Source organism: Tolumonas auensis DSM 9187 (genome assembly GCF_000023065.1).
Classification (GTDB): Bacteria; Pseudomonadota; Gammaproteobacteria; order Enterobacterales; family Aeromonadaceae; genus Tolumonas; species Tolumonas auensis.
Genome location: NC_012691.1, coordinates 2,530,285 through 2,548,964 on the forward strand (window position 1 = coordinate 2,530,285; position 18,680 = coordinate 2,548,964).

17 protein-coding genes and 5 tRNA genes are annotated in these 18,680 nt (G+C 49.5%); 13 read left to right on the forward strand and 9 right to left on the reverse strand.

The features are described from left to right. On the reverse strand, nt 1–915 hold the full coding sequence (locus tag TOLA_RS11710; protein WP_015879373.1) for a glycyl-radical enzyme activating protein: 915 nt from the start codon (nt 913–915) through the stop codon (nt 1–3). A gap of 132 nt (nt 916–1,047) precedes the next feature. Between TOLA_RS11710 and fsa the strand changes: the two genes are divergently transcribed. From fsa to TOLA_RS11740, 6 genes are all read left to right on the forward strand, one after another. After that, the gene (gene fsa, locus TOLA_RS11715) at nt 1,048–1,701 is read left to right on the forward strand and encodes a fructose-6-phosphate aldolase (RefSeq protein ID WP_015879374.1); all 654 of its coding nucleotides are present in this window, start codon (nt 1,048–1,050) and stop codon (nt 1,699–1,701) included. A gap of 183 nt (nt 1,702–1,884) precedes the next feature. Next, nucleotides 1,885–1,961, forward strand: a tRNA-Met gene (locus TOLA_RS11720). Between the two features lie 4 nt (nt 1,962–1,965). Continuing rightward, nucleotides 1,966–2,040 (forward strand) — tRNA-Gln (locus tag TOLA_RS11725). 21 nt (nt 2,041–2,061) lie between these two features. Beyond that, nucleotides 2,062–2,136, forward strand: a tRNA-Gln gene (locus TOLA_RS11730). Nucleotides 2,137–2,156: 20 nt separating this feature from the next. Further along, nucleotides 2,157–2,231 (forward strand) — tRNA-Gln (locus tag TOLA_RS11735). An 11-nt stretch (nt 2,232–2,242) separates the two neighbouring features. Then, a tRNA-Met gene (locus TOLA_RS11740) sits at nt 2,243–2,319 on the forward strand. Between the two features lie 213 nt (nt 2,320–2,532). Here the strand turns inward: TOLA_RS11740 and serS are convergent. The 5 genes from serS to lrp form a co-directional block, all read right to left on the reverse strand. Then, nucleotides 2,533–3,831: a serine--tRNA ligase gene (serS, locus tag TOLA_RS11745; protein WP_015879375.1), complete on the reverse strand. Its 1,299-nt coding sequence runs from the start codon at nt 3,829–3,831 to the stop codon at nt 2,533–2,535. A gap of 138 nt (nt 3,832–3,969) precedes the next feature. Then, the gene (locus tag TOLA_RS11750) at nt 3,970–5,316 is read right to left on the reverse strand and encodes a replication-associated recombination protein A (RefSeq protein WP_015879376.1); all 1,347 of its coding nucleotides are present in this window, start codon (nt 5,314–5,316) and stop codon (nt 3,970–3,972) included. Further along, a complete protein-coding gene (gene lolA / locus TOLA_RS11755; protein WP_015879377.1) occupies nt 5,316–5,939 on the reverse strand; it encodes an outer membrane lipoprotein periplasmic chaperone LolA in 624 nt (207 codons plus the stop codon). Before lolA ends, TOLA_RS11750 begins: the two co-directional genes overlap by 1 nt. 1 nt (nt 5,940) lies before the next feature. Continuing rightward, nucleotides 5,941–8,529, reverse strand: a complete 2,589-nt coding sequence (locus TOLA_RS11760; RefSeq protein WP_148210506.1) for a DNA translocase FtsK — start codon at nt 8,527–8,529, stop codon at nt 5,941–5,943. A 191-nt stretch (nt 8,530–8,720) separates the two neighbouring features. Then, a complete protein-coding gene (gene lrp / locus TOLA_RS11765; protein WP_015879379.1) occupies nt 8,721–9,212 on the reverse strand; it encodes a leucine-responsive transcriptional regulator Lrp in 492 nt (163 codons plus the stop codon). Between the two features lie 162 nt (nt 9,213–9,374). Here lrp and ald point away from each other — a divergent pair, with 162 nt between their 5' ends. The 5 genes from ald to infA all read left to right on the forward strand — a co-directional run bounded on the left by ald (nt 9,375) and on the right by infA (nt 13,472). Then, entirely contained in the window at nt 9,375–10,499 is a 1,125-nt protein-coding gene (gene ald / locus TOLA_RS11770) for an alanine dehydrogenase (protein WP_015879380.1), read from the forward strand. 186 nt (nt 10,500–10,685) lie between these two features. Next, entirely contained in the window at nt 10,686–11,642 is a 957-nt protein-coding gene (trxB, locus tag TOLA_RS11775; protein WP_015879381.1) for a thioredoxin-disulfide reductase, read from the forward strand. A gap of 129 nt (nt 11,643–11,771) precedes the next feature. After that, nucleotides 11,772–12,476, forward strand: coding sequence for a leucyl/phenylalanyl-tRNA--protein transferase (aat, locus tag TOLA_RS11780; protein ID WP_015879382.1), 705 nt, complete (start codon nt 11,772–11,774; stop codon nt 12,474–12,476). After that, nucleotides 12,473–13,216 (forward strand): arginyltransferase, encoded by a 744-nt coding sequence (locus TOLA_RS11785; RefSeq protein ID WP_015879383.1) that lies wholly within the window; start codon nt 12,473–12,475, stop codon nt 13,214–13,216. Before aat ends, TOLA_RS11785 begins: the two co-directional genes overlap by 4 nt. Before the next feature lie 37 nt (nt 13,217–13,253). Next, nucleotides 13,254–13,472 (forward strand): translation initiation factor IF-1, encoded by a 219-nt coding sequence (infA, locus tag TOLA_RS11790; RefSeq protein WP_015879384.1) that lies wholly within the window; start codon nt 13,254–13,256, stop codon nt 13,470–13,472. A 63-nt stretch (nt 13,473–13,535) separates the two neighbouring features. Here infA and clpA read toward each other — a convergent pair whose 3' ends face one another. Further along, nucleotides 13,536–15,812, reverse strand: coding sequence for an ATP-dependent Clp protease ATP-binding subunit ClpA (gene clpA, locus TOLA_RS11795; RefSeq protein WP_015879385.1), 2,277 nt, complete (start codon nt 15,810–15,812; stop codon nt 13,536–13,538). Between the two features lie 55 nt (nt 15,813–15,867). Then, entirely contained in the window at nt 15,868–16,182 is a 315-nt protein-coding gene (clpS, locus tag TOLA_RS11800) for an ATP-dependent Clp protease adapter ClpS (RefSeq protein WP_015879386.1), read from the reverse strand. A 214-nt stretch (nt 16,183–16,396) separates the two neighbouring features. Between clpS and cspD the strand changes: the two genes are divergently transcribed. Beyond that, complete coding sequence (cspD, locus tag TOLA_RS11805; protein WP_015879387.1) at nt 16,397–16,615, forward strand: cold shock domain-containing protein CspD; 219 nt, start codon at nt 16,397–16,399, stop codon at nt 16,613–16,615. A gap of 107 nt (nt 16,616–16,722) precedes the next feature. On the opposite strand, the gene icd is transcribed toward cspD, so the two are convergent. Further along, nucleotides 16,723–17,976: an NADP-dependent isocitrate dehydrogenase gene (gene icd / locus TOLA_RS11810; protein WP_015879388.1), complete on the reverse strand. Its 1,254-nt coding sequence runs from the start codon at nt 17,974–17,976 to the stop codon at nt 16,723–16,725. 214 nt (nt 17,977–18,190) lie between these two features. On the opposite strand from icd, the gene TOLA_RS11815 reads away from it, so the two are divergent. Then, complete coding sequence (locus tag TOLA_RS11815) at nt 18,191–18,646, forward strand: NUDIX hydrolase (RefSeq protein ID WP_015879389.1); 456 nt, start codon at nt 18,191–18,193, stop codon at nt 18,644–18,646. The last annotated feature ends 34 nt before the right edge of the window (nt 18,647–18,680 follow it).

An 18,680-nucleotide genomic window follows, 5' to 3' on the forward strand; every position in this document is an offset into this window, starting at 1 on the left:
TTACCCCCTAAGAATCGCAGTCAGGCCACAGTCTTTGGCTTGCTGTTCCGCAAAAGCCAGTAACTCGGGGCGCTCAAGTGGTTGCCGGGCACAGTTGTAGTCGAGCCCAAGTAAGTGATATTTGTGCATGCCATAGGTGTGATATGGCAGGAAATGAATTTCGCCACTGCCGCCAAACTGGCGGTAATGCTCAGATGCTTGCTGAATGATGGCAGCCAGCGTTGGTTCATCATCATTAAAATCAGGAATGATCGGGACACGAAACACCACATTGGCGCCATGCTCTCCCAATCTGCGGATGTTCTGCTGAATTAAAGATAGTTGTCCATCAGTCCACTGCAGGAATTTTTCCGCATCGACATGCTTAAGATCAATCAGCCATAAATCGAGCAGATCAACAACCGGTTCAATGTAATTCCACGGTACATGCAGACAACTTTCTACTGCCGAATGAACACCTTCATCTCGGGCAATTTGTAGCAGGTGCTGCACCATTTTCCGGTGCATAAACGGTTCACCGCCGGAGATTGTCATTCCCCCGCCACTACGTTGATAGAATGCTTTATCGCGCAGAACCTGCTGCATGATCTGTTCTGCCTGCAGACTTTCACCACACAGCGAAATAGCGCCGCTTGGGCAAGCATCCGCAGCCTGGCGCATTAGTGATTCTGTGAGCTGCTCTCGGACAATCAGTACAGCACCAGTGCTATCCTTTCTCTGGAAGCAATCGTTATTTTTTGTACAACGCTGACATCCTGATATGCAGAGGCGTTCGTCATACAGCAAATCAAGGCTTCGGGATCGGCTTTCCGGATTCTGACACCAGCGGCAGCTGAGTGAGCATCCTTTCAGGAACACAACCGTTCTGATTCCGGGGCCATCATGTGTGGCATAACGTTGCAGGTTACAGATCATAATTCATCCTGTAGCTTTGTTTTCGCTTTCATTTAAATACTTTCATTCGAAGTTTATTTTGATTTAAATCAATAAAAATCAAAATCCATATTTATATAGTTAGATCTGTAAACTGACTCACAGGAGAAGACGATGGAATTTTATCTTGATAGTGCCGATCTGAACGCTATTGAACGACTGGCTCGCTTTATGCCCATCCAGGGTGTAACCACTAACCCCAGTATTATTGCCAAAGGTGGCAAGCCATTAGCTCAGGCTCTGCCGGCACTACGCTCACTTATCGGTCCTGACAAAATATTGTTTGCGCAAGTCATGGCAGACAAAGCAGAAGATATGGTGAAAGAAGCAGAACAGTTACAGACGCTGGATCACCAGCTGGTAGTGAAAGTTCCGGTAACAGCTGAAGGTCTGTTAGCGATACAGCAATTGAAAACACGCAATATTACGACTTTGGGAACAGCGGTTTATTCCCCGATGCAGGCTTTGCTGGCTGCACTTGCCGGTGCCAGCTATGTTGCCCCTTATGTAAACCGTATTGATGCGCAGGGCGGCAGCGGCATTAAATGTGTTCAGGAATTGCAGCAATTACTGACATTACATGCTCCGCATTGTCAGATCCTGGCAGCCAGCTTTAAAACACCACGTCAGGTACTGGATTGTCTGCTGGCAGGATGTACCAGTATTACCCTGCCAATCGACGTTGCAGAACAATTAATTCGCAGCCCGGCGGTTGATGCGGCAATCACACAATTTAATCAGGACTGGCATCAGGCATTCGGCGCCTGATGTATTGAAATAATCCGGCTAAAAGTGCAGCAAAACCAGTAGATAAGCTGTTCGTTTCACTAAATTGCGGGCAAGATTTAAGCAGACGGAACAGGTTAAATAAAAAAGGGTTGACGGTAACTGCGCATATACGCATAATGCGCCCCGCACAGTTCAGCAGCCCTGCTGAGTTGTTCGAGTGTTGGCTATGTAGCTCAGTTGGTTAGAGCATCGCACTCATAATGCGGGGGTCACAGGTTCGAATCCCGTCATAGCCACCATTTTTGGGGTGTCGCCAAGCGGTAAGGCAGTGGATTCTGATTCCACCATACCCAGGTTCGAATCCTGGCACCCCAGCCATCTTTATTAAAATATTCCAGTTGGGGTATCGCCAAGCGGTAAGGCAACGGGTTTTGATCCCGTCATACCCAGGTTCGAATCCTGGTACCCCAGCCATATATTTTAAGTATTTCAGTTGGGGTATCGCCAAGCGGTAAGGCAACGGGTTTTGATCCCGTCATACCCAGGTTCGAATCCTGGTACCCCAGCCATATTTAAGAAAGGCTATGTAGCTCAGTTGGTTAGAGCATCGCACTCATAATGCGAGGGTCACAGGTTCGAATCCCGTCATAGCCACCATTTCTCTCTGCACTTCCGTTCGCCGTCAATTCACCACTACGTCTTTTTTTGTATCTGCGCTTTGGCATTCTGAGCTTTCATCTGTTGCTGTGTTTTCAGCTGCTGCTCTTTCGCCTGTTTTTTTGCGGGCACAACTGACACGGATTGCGGAAATAAAAAAGCAGACCCTCTGACAGGTCTGCTTTATTTCATTTATTCATACTGCACAGCAGATCAACCGATGTGAGTCAGGCCGCTCATATAAGGACGCAGCACTTCCGGCACTTCGATACGGCCATCAGCTTGCTGGTAATTTTCCAGTACCGCAACCAGAGTACGGCCAACTGCCAGACCAGAACCATTCAGCGTATGCAGCAGTTGTGGTTTGCTGTCAGCACCACGCACACGAGCCTGCATGCGGCGCGCCTGGAAGTCAGTACAGTTAGAGCAGGAAGAAATTTCACGGTAGGTATTCTGTGCCGGCAACCAGACTTCCAGATCGTAAGTCTTGGCGGCAGAGAAGCCCATATCACCGGTGCACAGTGATACAACACGGTATGGCAGGCCTAACAGCTGCAATACTTTCTCGGCATGCCCCACCATCTCTTCCAGTGCATCCCATGATTTTTCCGGATGAACCAGCTGTACCATTTCCACTTTGTCGAACTGGTGCATACGGATCAGACCACGGGTGTCACGACCGTAAGAACCGGCTTCGGAACGGAAGCATGGACTGTGCGCAGTCATTTTCACCGGCAATGCTTTCTCGTCATAAATTTCATCACGCGCGATATTGGTCAGCGGCACTTCTGCCGTCGGGATCAGCGAGAACTTACGGACTTTGCCCTCTTCATCACCTTCACCGTTGATCGCGGTGTGGAACAGATCTTCGGCAAACTTCGGCAGTTGGCCGGTGCCCAGCAGACTATCGGCATTCACCAGATACGGCACATAGCATTCGGTATAGCCATGTTGCTGCGTGTGCAGATCAAGCATGAACTGTGCTAAGGCGCGGTGCATGCGGGCAATTTGCCCTTTCAGTACCACAAAGCGGGAACCGGAAATTTTGGTCGCAGTTGCGAAATCCAGACCACCGTTATCTTCGCCGACAGCAACGTGATCTTTGATTTCAAAATCAAACTGACGCGGTGTACCCCAGCGGCGAACTTCCACGTTTTCACTTTCGTCTTTACCAACCGGTACCGTGTCTGCCGGCAGGTTAGGCACCAGCAATGCGATCTGACGCAGTTGCTCCAGGATTTCATCCTGCTGCTTTTTGCACTGCTCCAGCTCACTGCCCAGTGAACCAACCTGAGCCATCAATGGCGCAACATCCTGACCAAGACGTTTAGCTTCACCAATTGCTTTAGAGCGGGCATTACGTTCCGCCTGCAGTTCCTGGGTACGGGTCTGAAGCACTTTACGCTGTTCTTCCAGCGCATTAATAGTAGCCACATCCAGTTTATAGCCACGCAGAGCCAGACGCTCAGCTGCTGTTTCGATGTCACTACGCAGAAATTTAGGATCAAGCATGATAAACCTGCTGTATATGCGAAATTATTGGAGTAATAGAACGATCCGCGACCAAATAAACGTCGTCGATGACTGCAGTTTACCAAAAGCAACCGGTGGCGGGTACGTCCAAACGAGGATTATTCTGTTTTGATACCGTCAGGAACGGGATTTAGGATAACGCTGGAAAGTGGTCTGAGCATCCAGATCCGCCAGATAGTTTAATTTTTGTGCGATCTGTTTCTCAGCGCCCCGTTCTGACGGCATGTAATATTCACGACCTTCCATCTCTGGCGGGAAATAACATTCACCGGCGGCATAGGCACCCGGCTCATTGTGGGCATAGCGATATTCTTCACCGTAGCCCAGGGATGCCATCAGTTTAGTCGGCGCATTCCGCAGATGTGGCGGCACTTCATAATCAGGTTGTGTCTTCGCATCCTGTAATGCTGCTTTCCAGGCAACGTAGACCGCATTACTTTTCGGCGCACAGGCAAGATAAACAACCGCCTGCGCAATAGCCCGTTCCCCTTCTGCCGGCCCTACCCGTTCAAAACAGTCCCAGGCAGCCAGAGCAACGCGCATCGCATTTGGATCAGCATTGCCAATATCTTCTGAAGCAATCGCCAGCAAACGCCGGGCGACATACAACGGATCACCACCGGCAGCCACAATCCGCGCATACCAGTAAAGTCCGGCCTGCGGATCAGAACCACGAATTGATTTATGAAAAGCGGAAATCAGATCGTAATAGACATCGCCCTGATTATCAAAACGCGCAACCTTTTCCCCGGATACCGCGGCCAGCAGATGACGGTCAATATGTTTTATACCGCTCTGGCTATCCGCCATATCATTCAGCAATTCAAGATAGTTCAGTGCTTTCCGGGCATCACCATCAACCAGTTGCACCAGCGCTTTCAATACGCCTTCATCAAACTGCAATTGTTCGCTCGCCAGACCACGCGGATCAGTCAGCGCCTGCTGCACCACCTGATAAATTTCTTCATCCGTCAGTCGTTTCAGCAGATAAACCCGCGCACGTGATAACAGTGCGTTATTGAGTTCAAATGAAGGGTTTTCAGTGGTGGCGCCCACAAAGATGATGGTGCCATCTTCAATGTGCGGCAAAAAAGCATCTTGCTGGCTTTTATTGAAGCGGTGCACTTCATCGACGAACAGTAAGGTACGCCGTGCACGGTAACTATTGTCTTTGGCACGATCAATCGCGGCACGGATCTCTTTCACCCCGGAGGTCACTGCGGAAATCCGTTCCACATCCGCCTGGCAATAACGGGCCATCAACTCGGCCAATGTCGTTTTACCGGTACCGGGCGGCCCCCACAGGATCATCGAGTGACAATGCCCCGCTTCTATCGCCCGTCGCAGTGGTTTGCCTTCGGCCAGCAAATGACTCTGCCCGATATACTGATCTAACCGCTCCGGCCGCATACGTGCAGCCAGAGGGCGAAAATCAGCAGCAAAATCCAGCGACAGATTACTCATCAGCGTTGATCATCAACCGTTACACCTTCCGGTGCTTTGAAGTTGAAAGTATCAGATTTGATAACCGGCTTGGTATTAAAGGATGACAGAGTAAACTCACTACGCTGCCCCTGAGCCTCATTCACTTCCATACGGGAAATACGGTTCTGACTGTCAAATACCATGCGCAATGATTCGATGCGCTGATCTTTTTTCTTACTGGTGATAGTAAATGCTGAACCATCCTGATCGATCAGGTAGTTATTCCAGATCTTGTCATCGGTGCTTGAAATCAGCAGAAACGGTGTATTAATCACCGCCTTGCTCAGGCTCATGACTGTTACCTGTTCCACAAATGGATCATACAGCCATACCGCTTTCCCATCCGACAGGATCAGGTTGTCATCCGGTTGCTTCGCTTCCCAGCGGAAATGATCCGGGCGTTGCAGCACCATCTCACCACTGCCTTTCTGTAATGGCTTACCCTGAGCATCCAGCACTTCCTGCTCAAAATGTGCACTGAACTGACGAAAGCTTGCCAGTTTTTTCTTAAGTGCTGCGCTGTCATCTGCCAGCGCATTAAAACTTAACGACCAGACACAGGCGGTTAAGCCTGCAGCACACCACTTAGCCATTATTCTCATATCAGTCTCTCATAGATGCGGGCGCCAATACTTCACGTTGCCCGTTACTGCCTGGTGCACTGACAATTCCCTGTGCTTCCATCTGCTCAATCAAACGAGCAGCCCGGTTATAACCGATTTTGAAACGACGCTGAACACTGGAAGTTGAACCACGGCGTGAATCTACAACAAATTCAACCGCTTCATCAAACAATGGATCCAAATCTTCATCCCGGCTGGTTTGTTCACCCGGCAGCGCATTCTCTGCCGTGATCTCACCATTCAGGATTTCATCAATATAATTCGGTTCACCGCGCAGTTTCCAGTCATCAACTACACGATGCACTTCGTTATCGCTGACAAATGCACCATGCACACGGGTTGGCGTACTTTCGCCGGCCGGCATATACAACATATCCCCCATCCCCAGCAGCGCTTCTGCCCCCTGCTGATCCAGAATGGTACGCGAGTCAATCTTCGACGATACCTGGAATGAAATACGGGTCGGGATATTCGCTTTGATCAGACCGGTGATCACGTCCACCGATGGACGCTGGGTTGCCAGAATCAGGTGGATACCGGCAGCTCGCGCTTTCTGCGCAATACGCGCAATCAGCTCTTCAACCTTTTTACCCACCATCATCATCATATCGGCGAATTCATCGACAATAACGACGATGTGCGGCAGACGTTCCAGATCCGGTGCTTCTTCCTCAAAGGAATCATTCGGACGCCAGAATGGATCTTTAATTGGATTACCGGAGTCAATAGCAGCGCCAATTTTGGCGTTGTAGCCTTTCAGGTTACGAACCCCCATTACTGACATCAGCTTGTAACGGCGCTCCATCTCACCAACACACCAGCGCAGCGCATTGGCTGCATCTTTCATGTCGGTGACCACTTCGGTCAGCAGATGCGGAATACCTTCGTAGACCGACAATTCCAGCATTTTCGGGTCGATCATAATGAAGCGGACTTCTTCCGGTGTCGCTTTATACAACATGGAGATAATCATGGCGTTAACGCCGACTGATTTACCAGAACCGGTTGTACCCGCTACCAGCAGATGCGGCATTTTTGCCAAATCAACAACTGACGGTTCACCGGCAATATCCTGCCCCAGAACTAACGCCAGCGGACTACCGGCATTATGGAACGCTTCACTATCAATGACTTCCCGCAGATGTACTGTCTGGCGATACCGGTTCGGCAACTCCAGACCAACATACGGTTTACCCGGAATCACTTCAACCACACGGACACTCACTGCAGACAGCGAGCGAGCAAGATCGCGTGACAGACCGGTAATTTTGCTGGCTTTCATACCCGGTGCCAGATCAAGCTCAAAGCGGGTAATAACAGGACCTGGATAAACACCGACGACCCGGGCCTGAACGTTGTAATCAGCCAGTTTCGACTCAACCAGACGAGCGATGCGATCCAGCTCTTCTTTACTCATACTCTGTACTTTGGCTGGTGGTGTATCCAGCAGCGAGAATGCAGGTAAGTCACCAATGGCGGCCTTTTTACGGGCTTTTTCGAGCAGAGCCTGTTCAGCCAGTTGCAATGGTGTCGGAGTCGGAGCTGCGGCTGGTTTGGCAACCACAGGCACCGGCATCACAGGTGCATCTGCCACGACTGCAGGCTGGGTTTCTTTATCGTTAGCCCAAGGCAGCGCAGGTTCCCAATCATCATCGTCTTCTAATGCTGACCAGCTGGCAGTAAAGGTTGGCTCACTACGCGACGAGGATGTTTCCTTTGCCGTATTCAGATTAAATTCCGGTTCACGGCGCTCGCCAACAACCGGAGCGCTATCGTCTTTGTCATCACCCAGATCGTCATTTTCAGCCACGACCGCCGTTTTGCGGCTGAAAGAAAATTTCGGTGCGCTGCGGTGCGGCATAAAATCTTCATCCACACCCGCCGGTGAAGGAATGAAATCATCTTCGTCATCATCACTGAATGCATCGTCGTCATCCTGTGAATCGGAATGGACACGCTGATAACCGGCTTTACCGGCGAACCAGCCAACAATCCGGCTTGGCAGGGTATAAACAAAATTCAGTGCGCCGGTTACAGCTTCACCGATTTTTTCTGCCAGCATCAGCCATGACCAGCCGGTAAATAAGGTAATACTGGCTGCGATCAGACAAAGCAGTACCAGCGTTGTTCCTAATTGCCCGAAGATAGGCAGGATCGCGGTGTAAAGCATGTCACCAATCAGGCCGCCGGATGAGAAATTATGAATATCAGTGAAATTCATACTTCCCATGGCAGACATTGACAGGAATAACGCAATAAAACCGATAATGCGTAAGCCGACCGCGAAGTAATCCACTTCCAGCAGACGGTACGGTTTCCAGAAAATAGCCCAGCCAAGAGCCACAATCAGCACGGGGATCAGATAAGCAAAGACCCCGAAAACGAAAAACATCAGATCGGCCAGCCATGCACCGGCATTACCGGCTGCATTATGCACTTTGCCGCCCCAGGCAGTCTGAGACCACCCCGGATCAGAGGGATGATAGGTAAATAATGAAAGCACCATGAATAACGCGGCTACCGTTAAAATTATTAGCCCCGTCTCAAAAATTCGCCGAAAACCTGACATCGGCGTAAACTTTCCAGCAGCCAAACCTATACTCCTTATTGGAAAGCGATAATTATGCGTCTGAGTATATTGATATGATCGATGCTCAGACTTGAATTCTGCGGCATATTATAAGCGGTCGTGAGGGAATAGGTACAATTCTGTTGCGCGAGATGGAAGACAAAGCCCGTGCAGAAACACGGGCTGAATGCTTAGCGGGTATTAATTACCAGACGGCTGGTCTGTTTAACCTCTTCCATTACCACATAGGTGCGGGTATCACTCACACCAGGTAAGCGCAGCAGAGTTTCACCCAACAAGCGGCGATATGCAGACATATCAGGAACACGCGTCTTTAACAAATAGTCGAAATCACCAGAAACCAGATGGCATTCCTGTATTTCTTCTAATGACAGAACGGCTTTATTGAACTCTTCGAATACATCCGGTGCGCCTTTCTGCAGAGTGATCTCAACAAACACCAGCAGCGATGCCTCCAGATAGTGCGGGTTAAGAATTGCAGTATAACCCTCAATAAAGCCTTGTCTTTCAAGACGTCTTACGCGCTCCAGACAAGGAGTCGGGCTCAATCCGACGCGTTTGGACAGCTCGACATTAGAGATTCGGCCATCTTTTTGCAGTTCATTCAGGATGTTTCTATCTATACGATCCAAATCCCTGAGTCTGATCTGTTCTTCCAGCATTTCCTTCCACCTTAGATATGAAACATAGTGATAATCACTATTTGTTTTATAATGAACAAACTAAACTTTTATAAGATCATAGTCAGACTATGTCAATATTCCTTTATTATCCAAATTAAGGGTAAACAGCATAATCATCTGTATTTACAAGGAGATAGCAGCATGATCATCGGAGTACCTAAGGAAATAAAAATCCATGAATATCGCATAGGTATGACGCCAGCCAGTGTACGCGAATTGACCGCAAGAGGCCACACTGTACTGGTAGAAACTGATGCGGGAAAAGCAATTGGTTTTACGGATGCGCACTACCTAGCCGCTGGCGCTGAAATTATACGCTCTGCAGCCGAAATTTTTGCCGCCGCAGAAATGATTGTAAAAGTAAAAGAACCACAGGAAATTGAGCGGTCGCTTCTGCGGCCGGGACAGATTTTATTCACTTATTTGCATCTGGCACCCGATCTGGCTCAAACGCAGGATCTGCTGCGAAGCGGCGCAATCTGTATAGCCTATGAAACTGTCACAGATGATAAAGGAGGGTTACCGTTATTAGCCCCGATGTCAGAAGTAGCAGGCCGGATGGCCATTCATGCCGGAGCCACTGCGCTGGAAAGATCACACGGTGGTGCCGGCGTCTTATTAAGCGGAGTGCCAGGGGTTGCTCCGGCCAAAGTGGTGATTTTAGGTGGCGGTGTCGTGGGCTCTAATGCTGCCCGCATGGCAATCGGAATGCGGGCCGATGTGACCGTACTGGATAGAAGTACCGAGACCCTGCGCCGGCTGGATAACGAGTTCAGGGGGGCGGCAAAACTAATCTATTCGACAACCGAGTCAATTGAACATGCGGTTCTTGAGGCTGATTTAGTGATTGGGGCCGTGTTATTGCCGGGCGCTGCGGCACCTAAGCTGATCAGTGCGGCAATGGTAAAGAAGATGAAAAACGGCTCGGTCATTGTCGATGTGGCGATCGATCAGGGCGGCTGTGCCGAAACATCACATGCGACCACCCACAGTAATCCCACCTATATTGTGGATGATGTCGTCCATTATTGTGTCGCCAATATGCCGGGAGCCGTTGCCCGGACATCAACCCAGGCACTGAACAATGCCACCCTGCCCTTTATTATCAAACTGGCAAAAATGGGTTACGCCGATGCACTCAGCAGCGACAAACATTTACGCAACGGATTGAATGTGTTCAGAGGTCAGCTCACCTGTGCTGAAGTCGGTGTGGCACATGCTCTGCCAACAGTCACCGCGGAGAGCGTACTGGCGATAAGCGCATAGCCTATGTTTTTCAGCGGCAAATGCGTTTCGGGCAGATAAATTGTATTTTATCTGCTCGTTTTCCGTCCTGCTTATACATAAATGCTATTTAATAGATAAAACCGATTAGTTTAATCGGTTTCTCCTGCTTTACCCCACCAGCATCATTTCCTATTATTCGGGTACAAGCCACAAAAGGATGCCTCCATGACCCAGGTAAAACACAGTAAGCTGCTCATTCTCGGATCAGGCCCTGCAGGATATACCGCCGCCGTCTATGCGGCGCGCGCCAATCTGAATCCGGTTCTGATTACCGGTATGCAACAGGGTGGTCAACTCACCACCACGACCGAAGTTGAAAACTGGCCAGGCGATGCCGAAGGCTTAACCGGGCCGGCCCTGATGGATCGCATGAAAGCGCATGCCGAACATTTTGATACGCAGATCCTCTTCGATCATATCAATGCGGTTGAACTGCAACAGAAACCATTCCGCCTGAAAGGTGACAATGGTGAATACACCTGTGATGCGCTGATCATTGCGACCGGCGCCTCTGCCCGTTATCTGGGTCTGGATTCTGAAGAAGCATTTAAAGGCCGTGGCGTATCGGCCTGCGCGACCTGTGATGGTTTCTTCTACCGTGGTCAGAAAGTGGCGGTCGTTGGCGGCGGAAATACCGCAGTGGAGGAAGCACTCTATCTGGCCAATATTGCGTCAGAAGTTCATCTGATCCACCGTCGTGACACCTTCCGCTCAGAAAAGATCCTGATCAAGCGTCTGTATGACAAGGTTGAACAAGGCATCATCAAGCTGCATCTGGATCGCACACTGGAAGAAGTGCTGGGCGATGAGATGGGTGTGACAGGTGTACGTCTGCGCAATCTCAAAGATGATTCCGTGGAAGATGTGGAAGTGATGGGCGCCTTTATCGCTATCGGCCATAGCCCGAACACGGCTATTTTTGATAACCAGCTTGAAATGCAGAACGGCTATCTGAAAGTCAAAGGCGGCAGTGATGGTTTTGCCACTCAGACCAGTATTGAAGGTGTATTTGCTGCCGGTGATGTGGCGGATCACATCTATCGTCAGGCAATCACGTCTGCCGGCACCGGTTGTATGGCCGCGCTTGATGCTGAACGTTATCTCGATAGTCTGGCGAAATAATCCGCTTCACTCTCTTTTCCGGAATGCCGCCTTGTGCGGCATTTTTTATGGCGGCGATATGACGCCATGACAAAACCGGGCATGCTGGTTATTATCAGATCAGCGCGTCTTTTCAAATGAATGTAGTTGATGACGATTTATCTGACTGAACTGGACTCCACACTGTATTTTCCTTCACCGGAAGAGGCATTGACCGAGCCCAACGGACTGCTGGCAATTGGCGGAGACCTGTCCCCGGCCCGGTTATTAACCGCTTACTATAATGGTATTTTCCCCTGGTTCAGCCCGTATCAGCCCATTCTCTGGTGGTCACCCGATCCCCGTGGGGTCTTACCGGTGGCGCAACTGCATATCAGCCGTTCATTACGGAAAACGCTGAACAAAACGTCACTGCGGTTTACGGTTAACCACGCGTTTATGGATGTCGTCACTGCCTGTGCCGCGCCACGACGCTATTCAGAAGACACCTGGATCACCAGTGAGTTTATGCAGTCGTATGCGGTATTGCATGAGATGGGACAGGCGCATTCAGTCGAAGTCTGGGATAACGACCAGCTGGTGGGCGGCTTGTATGGTCTCAGCGTAGGTAAACTATTTTGTGGTGAATCCATGTTTCACCGGCAGACGGATGCATCAAAACTGGCGCTGGTCGCGTTATGCCGGCACCTTTCCCGTTATGATGCCCCCTTAATTGATTGTCAGATGCAGAACAGTTACCTCGAAACCATGGGGGTACAGGAATGGCCCCGGGCAGAATTTTTACGCCAGCTGGCTCAGTTGCGCGAACAATCATTTCCGGCTGAATGCTGGCAACCGCAGGTACTGACATTATGAATCCGACGCCATTGCGGGTTGGTATAACTCCCGCGCATACCTGCAGTTACCTGCCGGAACAATATGAGCAGCTTATTGTGCTGATGGATGACAACTATCGGACTGCATCCGGTTATGAGGCTCTGCTGCAAGCTGGTTTCCGGCGTAGTGGTAATGATATCTACCGCCCGCATTGCACCCAATGCTCAGCCTGCCAGTCATTACGGATTAAGGCCGCTGAGTTTGCACCCAGCCGTAAACAGCGCCGGGTGTTACACAAAAACAGTGATATCAGCTGGCAATTAAATGATACCGATAAACCGGCTTATTACGCACTGTATGAGCGTTATATCCAGCAACGACATTTTGATGGCAGCATGTATCCGCCCAGCTACAGCCAATACAAACAGTTTCTTTTTTCTGACTGGTTGAATCCTGTTTTTCTGGAGTTTTATCAGAGAGATAAATTAATTGCTGTCGCTGTCACCGATGCATTACCGGATAGCCTGAGCGCTATGTACACTTTTTATGATCCGGAGTTTGAGGCCCGTTCTCTCGGCACTTATGCCATCTTGACGCAGTTACAGCTGGCACTGCACATGGGCCGGACTTATCTCTATCTGGGCTATCAGGTCGACAACTGCAAGAAGATGAATTACAAATCCAGTTACCTGCCACATGAGCGTCTGGAAAATAAAGTCTGGAAAAAATACACCATTCCGACTGACCGAACTTTACACAACCAGTTAAATCCGGCATGATCCAGCAGATTTTTTTGGTGGTAATTACGAGGATTCAATGTCTAAAGAAGACAGTATCGAGATGCAAGGGACGATTCTGGAGACCCTGCCTAATACAATGTTCCGTGTTGAACTTGAAAACGGTCACGTGGTAACGGCTCATATCTCCGGCAAAATGCGCAAAAACTACATCCGTATTCTGACCGGTGACAAAGTAACAGTGCAGCTGACTCCCTACGACCTGTCCAAAGGTCGCATCGTATTCCGTTCTCGTTAAGATCCAGATAGAAAAAAGCCCCAGTATCATCCGGGGCTTTTTTCTTTTGGTCTTAACGACCCGTTATGGCTGCAAGACAATTTCCTTGTTCGGCGTAAAGTCGAACTTCAGTTTGTCATCCTGCAAGTCAACCTTAACACTTCCGCCTGCAACCAGTTCACCAAACAGCAGTTCGTTGGCTAATGGTTTCTTCATCTGTTCCTGGATCAGACGGCCCATCGGACGTGCGCCCATGGACTTGTCGTATCCTTTTTCAGCCAGCCAGTGACGGGCTGCAGAAGTAACTTCCAGTGACACGCCTTTGGCATCAAGCTGTGCTTGCAGTTCAACAATAAACTTATCAACGACCTGATGGATCACATCCATATCCAGATGGTTAAACCAGATAATGTTGTCTAAACGGTTACGGAACTCCGGCGTAAAGGTCCGGTTGATTTCCGACAGCGCATCATGTGTATGATCCTGTTGCTGGAAGCCAATTGATTTACGCTGTGTTTCCTGTACCCCGCAATTGGTGGTCATCACCAGCACGACATTCCGGAAATCGGCCTTACGGCCATTGTTATCGGTCAAGGTACCGTTATCCATCACCTGCAGCAGCAGATTGAATACATCCGGATGCGCTTTCTCAATTTCATCAAGCAGCACAACACAATGCGGCTGTTTGATCACGGCATCCGTCAGTAACCCACCCTGTTCATAGCCGACATAGCCCGGTGGTGCACCAATCAGGCGGGAAACTGTATGCCGCTCCATATATTCCGACATATCAAAGCGCAGCAGTTCAATGCCCATCGCTTTGGCCAGTTGCAGAGTGACTTCTGTTTTACCGACACCGGTCGGGCCAGCAAACAGGAATGAACCTACCGGACGGCGCTCATTGCCCAGACCGGAACGGCTTAGGCGGATCGCATCGGTCAGCACTTCAATCGCTTTATCCTGACCAAACACCACCAGTTTCAGATTACGTTCCAGATTACGCAAGGTATCGCGATCACTGGAAGAAACTGATTTTTCCGGAATACGGGCAATTTTCGCCACAATCGCTTCAATATCCGGCACATTGATCACTTTCTTGCGTTTGCTTGGCGGCAGCAGACGCTGACTGGCCCCCACTTCGTCAATCACATCGATTGCCTTGTCCGGCAGATGACGATCATTGATATATTTCGCGGAAAGCTCTGCAGCAGCACGCAACGCTTTATTGGTATAGCGCACGTGATGATGCTCTTCATAACGGGGTTTCAGACCAATCAGGATCTTGGTAGTGTCATCAACAGACGGTTCAACCACATCGATTTTCTGGAAGCGACGCGCCAGCGCATGATCTTTTTCAAAGACCTGCGAATATTCCTGATAGGTTGTAGAGCCCATGCAACGCAGCTGACCGGAAGAAAGAATCGGCTTGATCAGATTCGCTGCATCCAGCTGACCACCCGAAGCAGCGCCGGCACCGATAATGGTATGAATTTCATCAATAAACAGAATGGCGCCTTTTTCCCGTTCCAGCTGATTCAGCACAATCTTGAAACGTTTTTCAAAATCACCGCGATATTTGGTGCCGGCCAGCAGTGAGCCCATATCCAGCGAATAAACGGTGTTATCAGCAATTACTTCCGGCACATCACCATGCACAATCCGGTAAGCCAGCCCTTCAGCAATGGCGGTTTTACCCACACCGGCTTCACCGACCAGCAGCGGATTATTTTTCCGGCGACGGCATAGAATCTGAATAGTGCGGTTCACTTCAGCATCACGTCCGATCAACGGATCAATACCGCCTGCGACGACTTTCTGGTTGAGGTTGGTAACAAAGTTTTCAATCTGGTTGGCGGCGGCTTCTTCACTCATGCCCTCACCTTCACCTGCATCATGACCTGAATGCGAGTCATCCTGATGCGGTGCATCTTTACGTACACCATGCGAGATGTAATTCACGACATCCAGCCGGTTGATATCCGCTTTTTTAAGGAAATAAACAGCCTGTGATTCCTGCTCGCTGAAAATGGCCACCAGCACATTGGCGCCGAAGACTTCGTTATGGCCTGAAGACTGGACATGGAAGACCGCACGTTGCAACACACGCTGAAATCCGAGTGTAGGCTGCGTATCCCGTTCTAATTCTTCGAGCGGAATCAGTGGTGTGGTTTGTTCCAGAAAAACAGTAAGTTCTCTGCGCAGTTGGTCAATATCAGCCCCGCATGCCACTAATGCATCATGAGCAGAGTGGTTATCGATTAACGCCAGCAACAAATGCTCTACTGTCATAAACTCATGACGCGCATCTCTTGCTGACTTGAATGCCTGGTTAATGGATTTTTCCAGTTCTTTGTTTAGCATGGGCACCTCCCAAACCAACTGACGACAACGCTATGCAAGGGGCACCTGCTGATCTTCAGGCTTGTTCCATAGTACACAGCAACGGATGTTCATGCTTACGAGCGTAATGGTTAACTTGATCAACTTTTGTTTCTGCTATATCTGCAGTATAGACGCCACAAATCCCTTTGCCGTCATAGTGCACAGCCAGCATGACCTGCGTCGCCTTTTCCAGATCCATCCGGAAAAAACGCTGCAACACCTCAACGACAAAATCCATCGGCGTGTAATCATCGTTCAGCAATACCACTTTATACATAGAAGGCGGCTGAATTTCAGTTTTGCTCTCCGCCGCCGTACCCGGGGTGGGAGAGACACGAGTTTTACCCATTTACGACTACCTTTTTCTTTCATTACTACTGAGATAGGAATTGTTGTCAATATACTATTTGAAATAGCTCTTGCTTTAGAGATCTGCCACTTGACTCACTGACTTTTTACACTAGATTGATGCTTTGGTGACCAGCTGACCCATAAAAATCAACGGCAGATGGTGATCATCCCAACGGCGTTTAAAGTAATTTCATCTCTGAGGACGTAGATGTATGGCTACTGGAACCGTAAAGTGGTTTAACAATGCGAAAGGCTTTGGCTTCATCTGCCCGGATGAAGGCGGTGATGATATTTTTGCTCATTATTCCACTATCGACATGAACGGGTACAAGACGCTGAAAGCGGGGCAGCCTGTTGAGTTTGAAGTACAAGCAGGGCCTAAAGGGTCACATGCCACGAGCATTGTCCCTACCGCATCCCAGGAATCATAACAAGAGAGAACGGGATGTACCCTAAATGAAGAAGCGGGAACCAGGTTCCCGCTTCTGTTTTTTTGCGTTCTGACAACCACAGCCTGAAACTGTGGTCACCGGATGAATTACATCTGACTGATCATGTCGTCAGCAAATTCAGAGCATTTACGCAGGGTTGCGCCTTCCATCAGACGTTCAAAGTCGTAGGTCACAGTCTTGTTACGGATCGCACCTTCCATACCTTTCACGATCAGATCAGCCGCTTCGAACCAGCCCATATAACGCAGCATCATTTCAGCAGACAGGATCAGTGAACCCGGGTTAACTTTGTCCTGACCAGCATATTTCGGTGCAGTACCGTGAGTGGCTTCAAACAGCGCGATGCCGTCACCGATGTTCGCGCCTGGCGCGATACCGATACCGCCGACCTGTGCGGCCAGCGCATCAGAAATGTAGTCACCGTTCAGGTTCATGGTGGCAATAACGTCGTATTCAGCCGGACGCAGCAGGATCTGTTGCAGGAACGCATCAGCAATCACATCTTTAACGATGATGTTTTTGCCGGTTTTCGGGTTTTTGAACTGGCACCATGGGCCGCCATCAATCAGTTCTGCACCGAATTCTTCACGTGCCAGCTGGTAACCCCAGTCTTTGAAGGCACCTTCGGTGAATTTCATGATGTTGCCTTTGTGTACCAGAGTCAGTGAGTCGCGATCGTTATCAATCACATACTCCAGTGCAGCACGCACCAGACGTTTAGTACCAGCTTCTGACATCGGTTTGATACCGATACCACAGTTTTCAGGGAAACGGATTTTCTTCACACCCATTTCGTTTTGCAGGAAGTCGATCACTTTTTTCGCTTCGGCAGAATCGGCTTTCCACTCGATACCGGCATAGATGTCTTCAGCGTTTTCACGGAAGATAACCATGTCAGTCAGCTCTGGTTGTTTAACCGGGCTTGGTGTGCCTTCATAGTAACGAACCGGGCGCAGACAAACGTACAGATCCAGCTCCTGACGCAGGGCTACGTTCAGAGAACGGATACCACCACCGACTGGTGTGGTCAGCGGGCCTTTGATACCGACATGGTATTCGCGCATTGCGTCCATGGTTTCAGCTGGCAGCCATACATCATCACCGTAAATCTTGGTTGATTTCTCACCGGTGTAAATTTCCATCCAGGAGATTTTCTTTTCGCCTTTGTAGGCTTTCTCAACTGCGGCATCCACAACTTTCAGCATGGCCGGAGTCACATCAACACCGATCCCATCACCTTCAATGAAAGGAATGATTGGGTTATTCGGTACGACCAGCTTACCCGCCGCATCAACAGAAATTTTTTCACCTGTAGCGGGTACAACGATTTTACTTTCCATCTGTGTCTCCTGACTTCCGGTTTATTGTCTTGCAAATCATTATTGTGACCGTCATCTTAGCCCATCAGTCGACTTCTGCAAACGGCGTCTCGGTATAGCAAGCCAGATTTCACGAAAACAAAATGCATTTAATCAGTTTGTTGTGTACGGACGACTAAAGATGACGCGGTGACAGCTGTTCAGGTAATCTATAGCGGTTCTCTGAGGAGTTAGCATGACTTTTCGTCCAAATATAACCGTTGCTGCCGTTATTCGTTTTGAAGATCGTTTTTTACTGGTGGAAGAGTTAGATCGCCGTCGTCATGTCTTTAACCAGCCAGCCGGGCATCTGGAAGCCGGCGAATCGATTTATCAGGCGGCCTGCCGCGAAATCAGGGAAGAGACCGGGTTAACACTGGCACCTGATGGCTGGCTTGGCACGTATATGTATACCAGCCCTTATCGTAAACTCACCTATCTGCGCTTCTGTTTTTACTGTGAGCTCACTGAAGCGCCGGGCGAGCATTATCCGCAGGATCCGGATAATGATATTTTAGCCTGTCACTGGAAAACGATGGATGAAATTCGCGCGCTGGGCAAGCAGTTACGTAGCCCGCTGGTGATGGAATGCTTCGATGATTATCTGGCTGGCGTCCGGCTACCGCTTTCAACACTGAAAGATCGCCGCTGAGGTTGTAGGCGTTGAGGTGCTTTTTTGCTAAAAT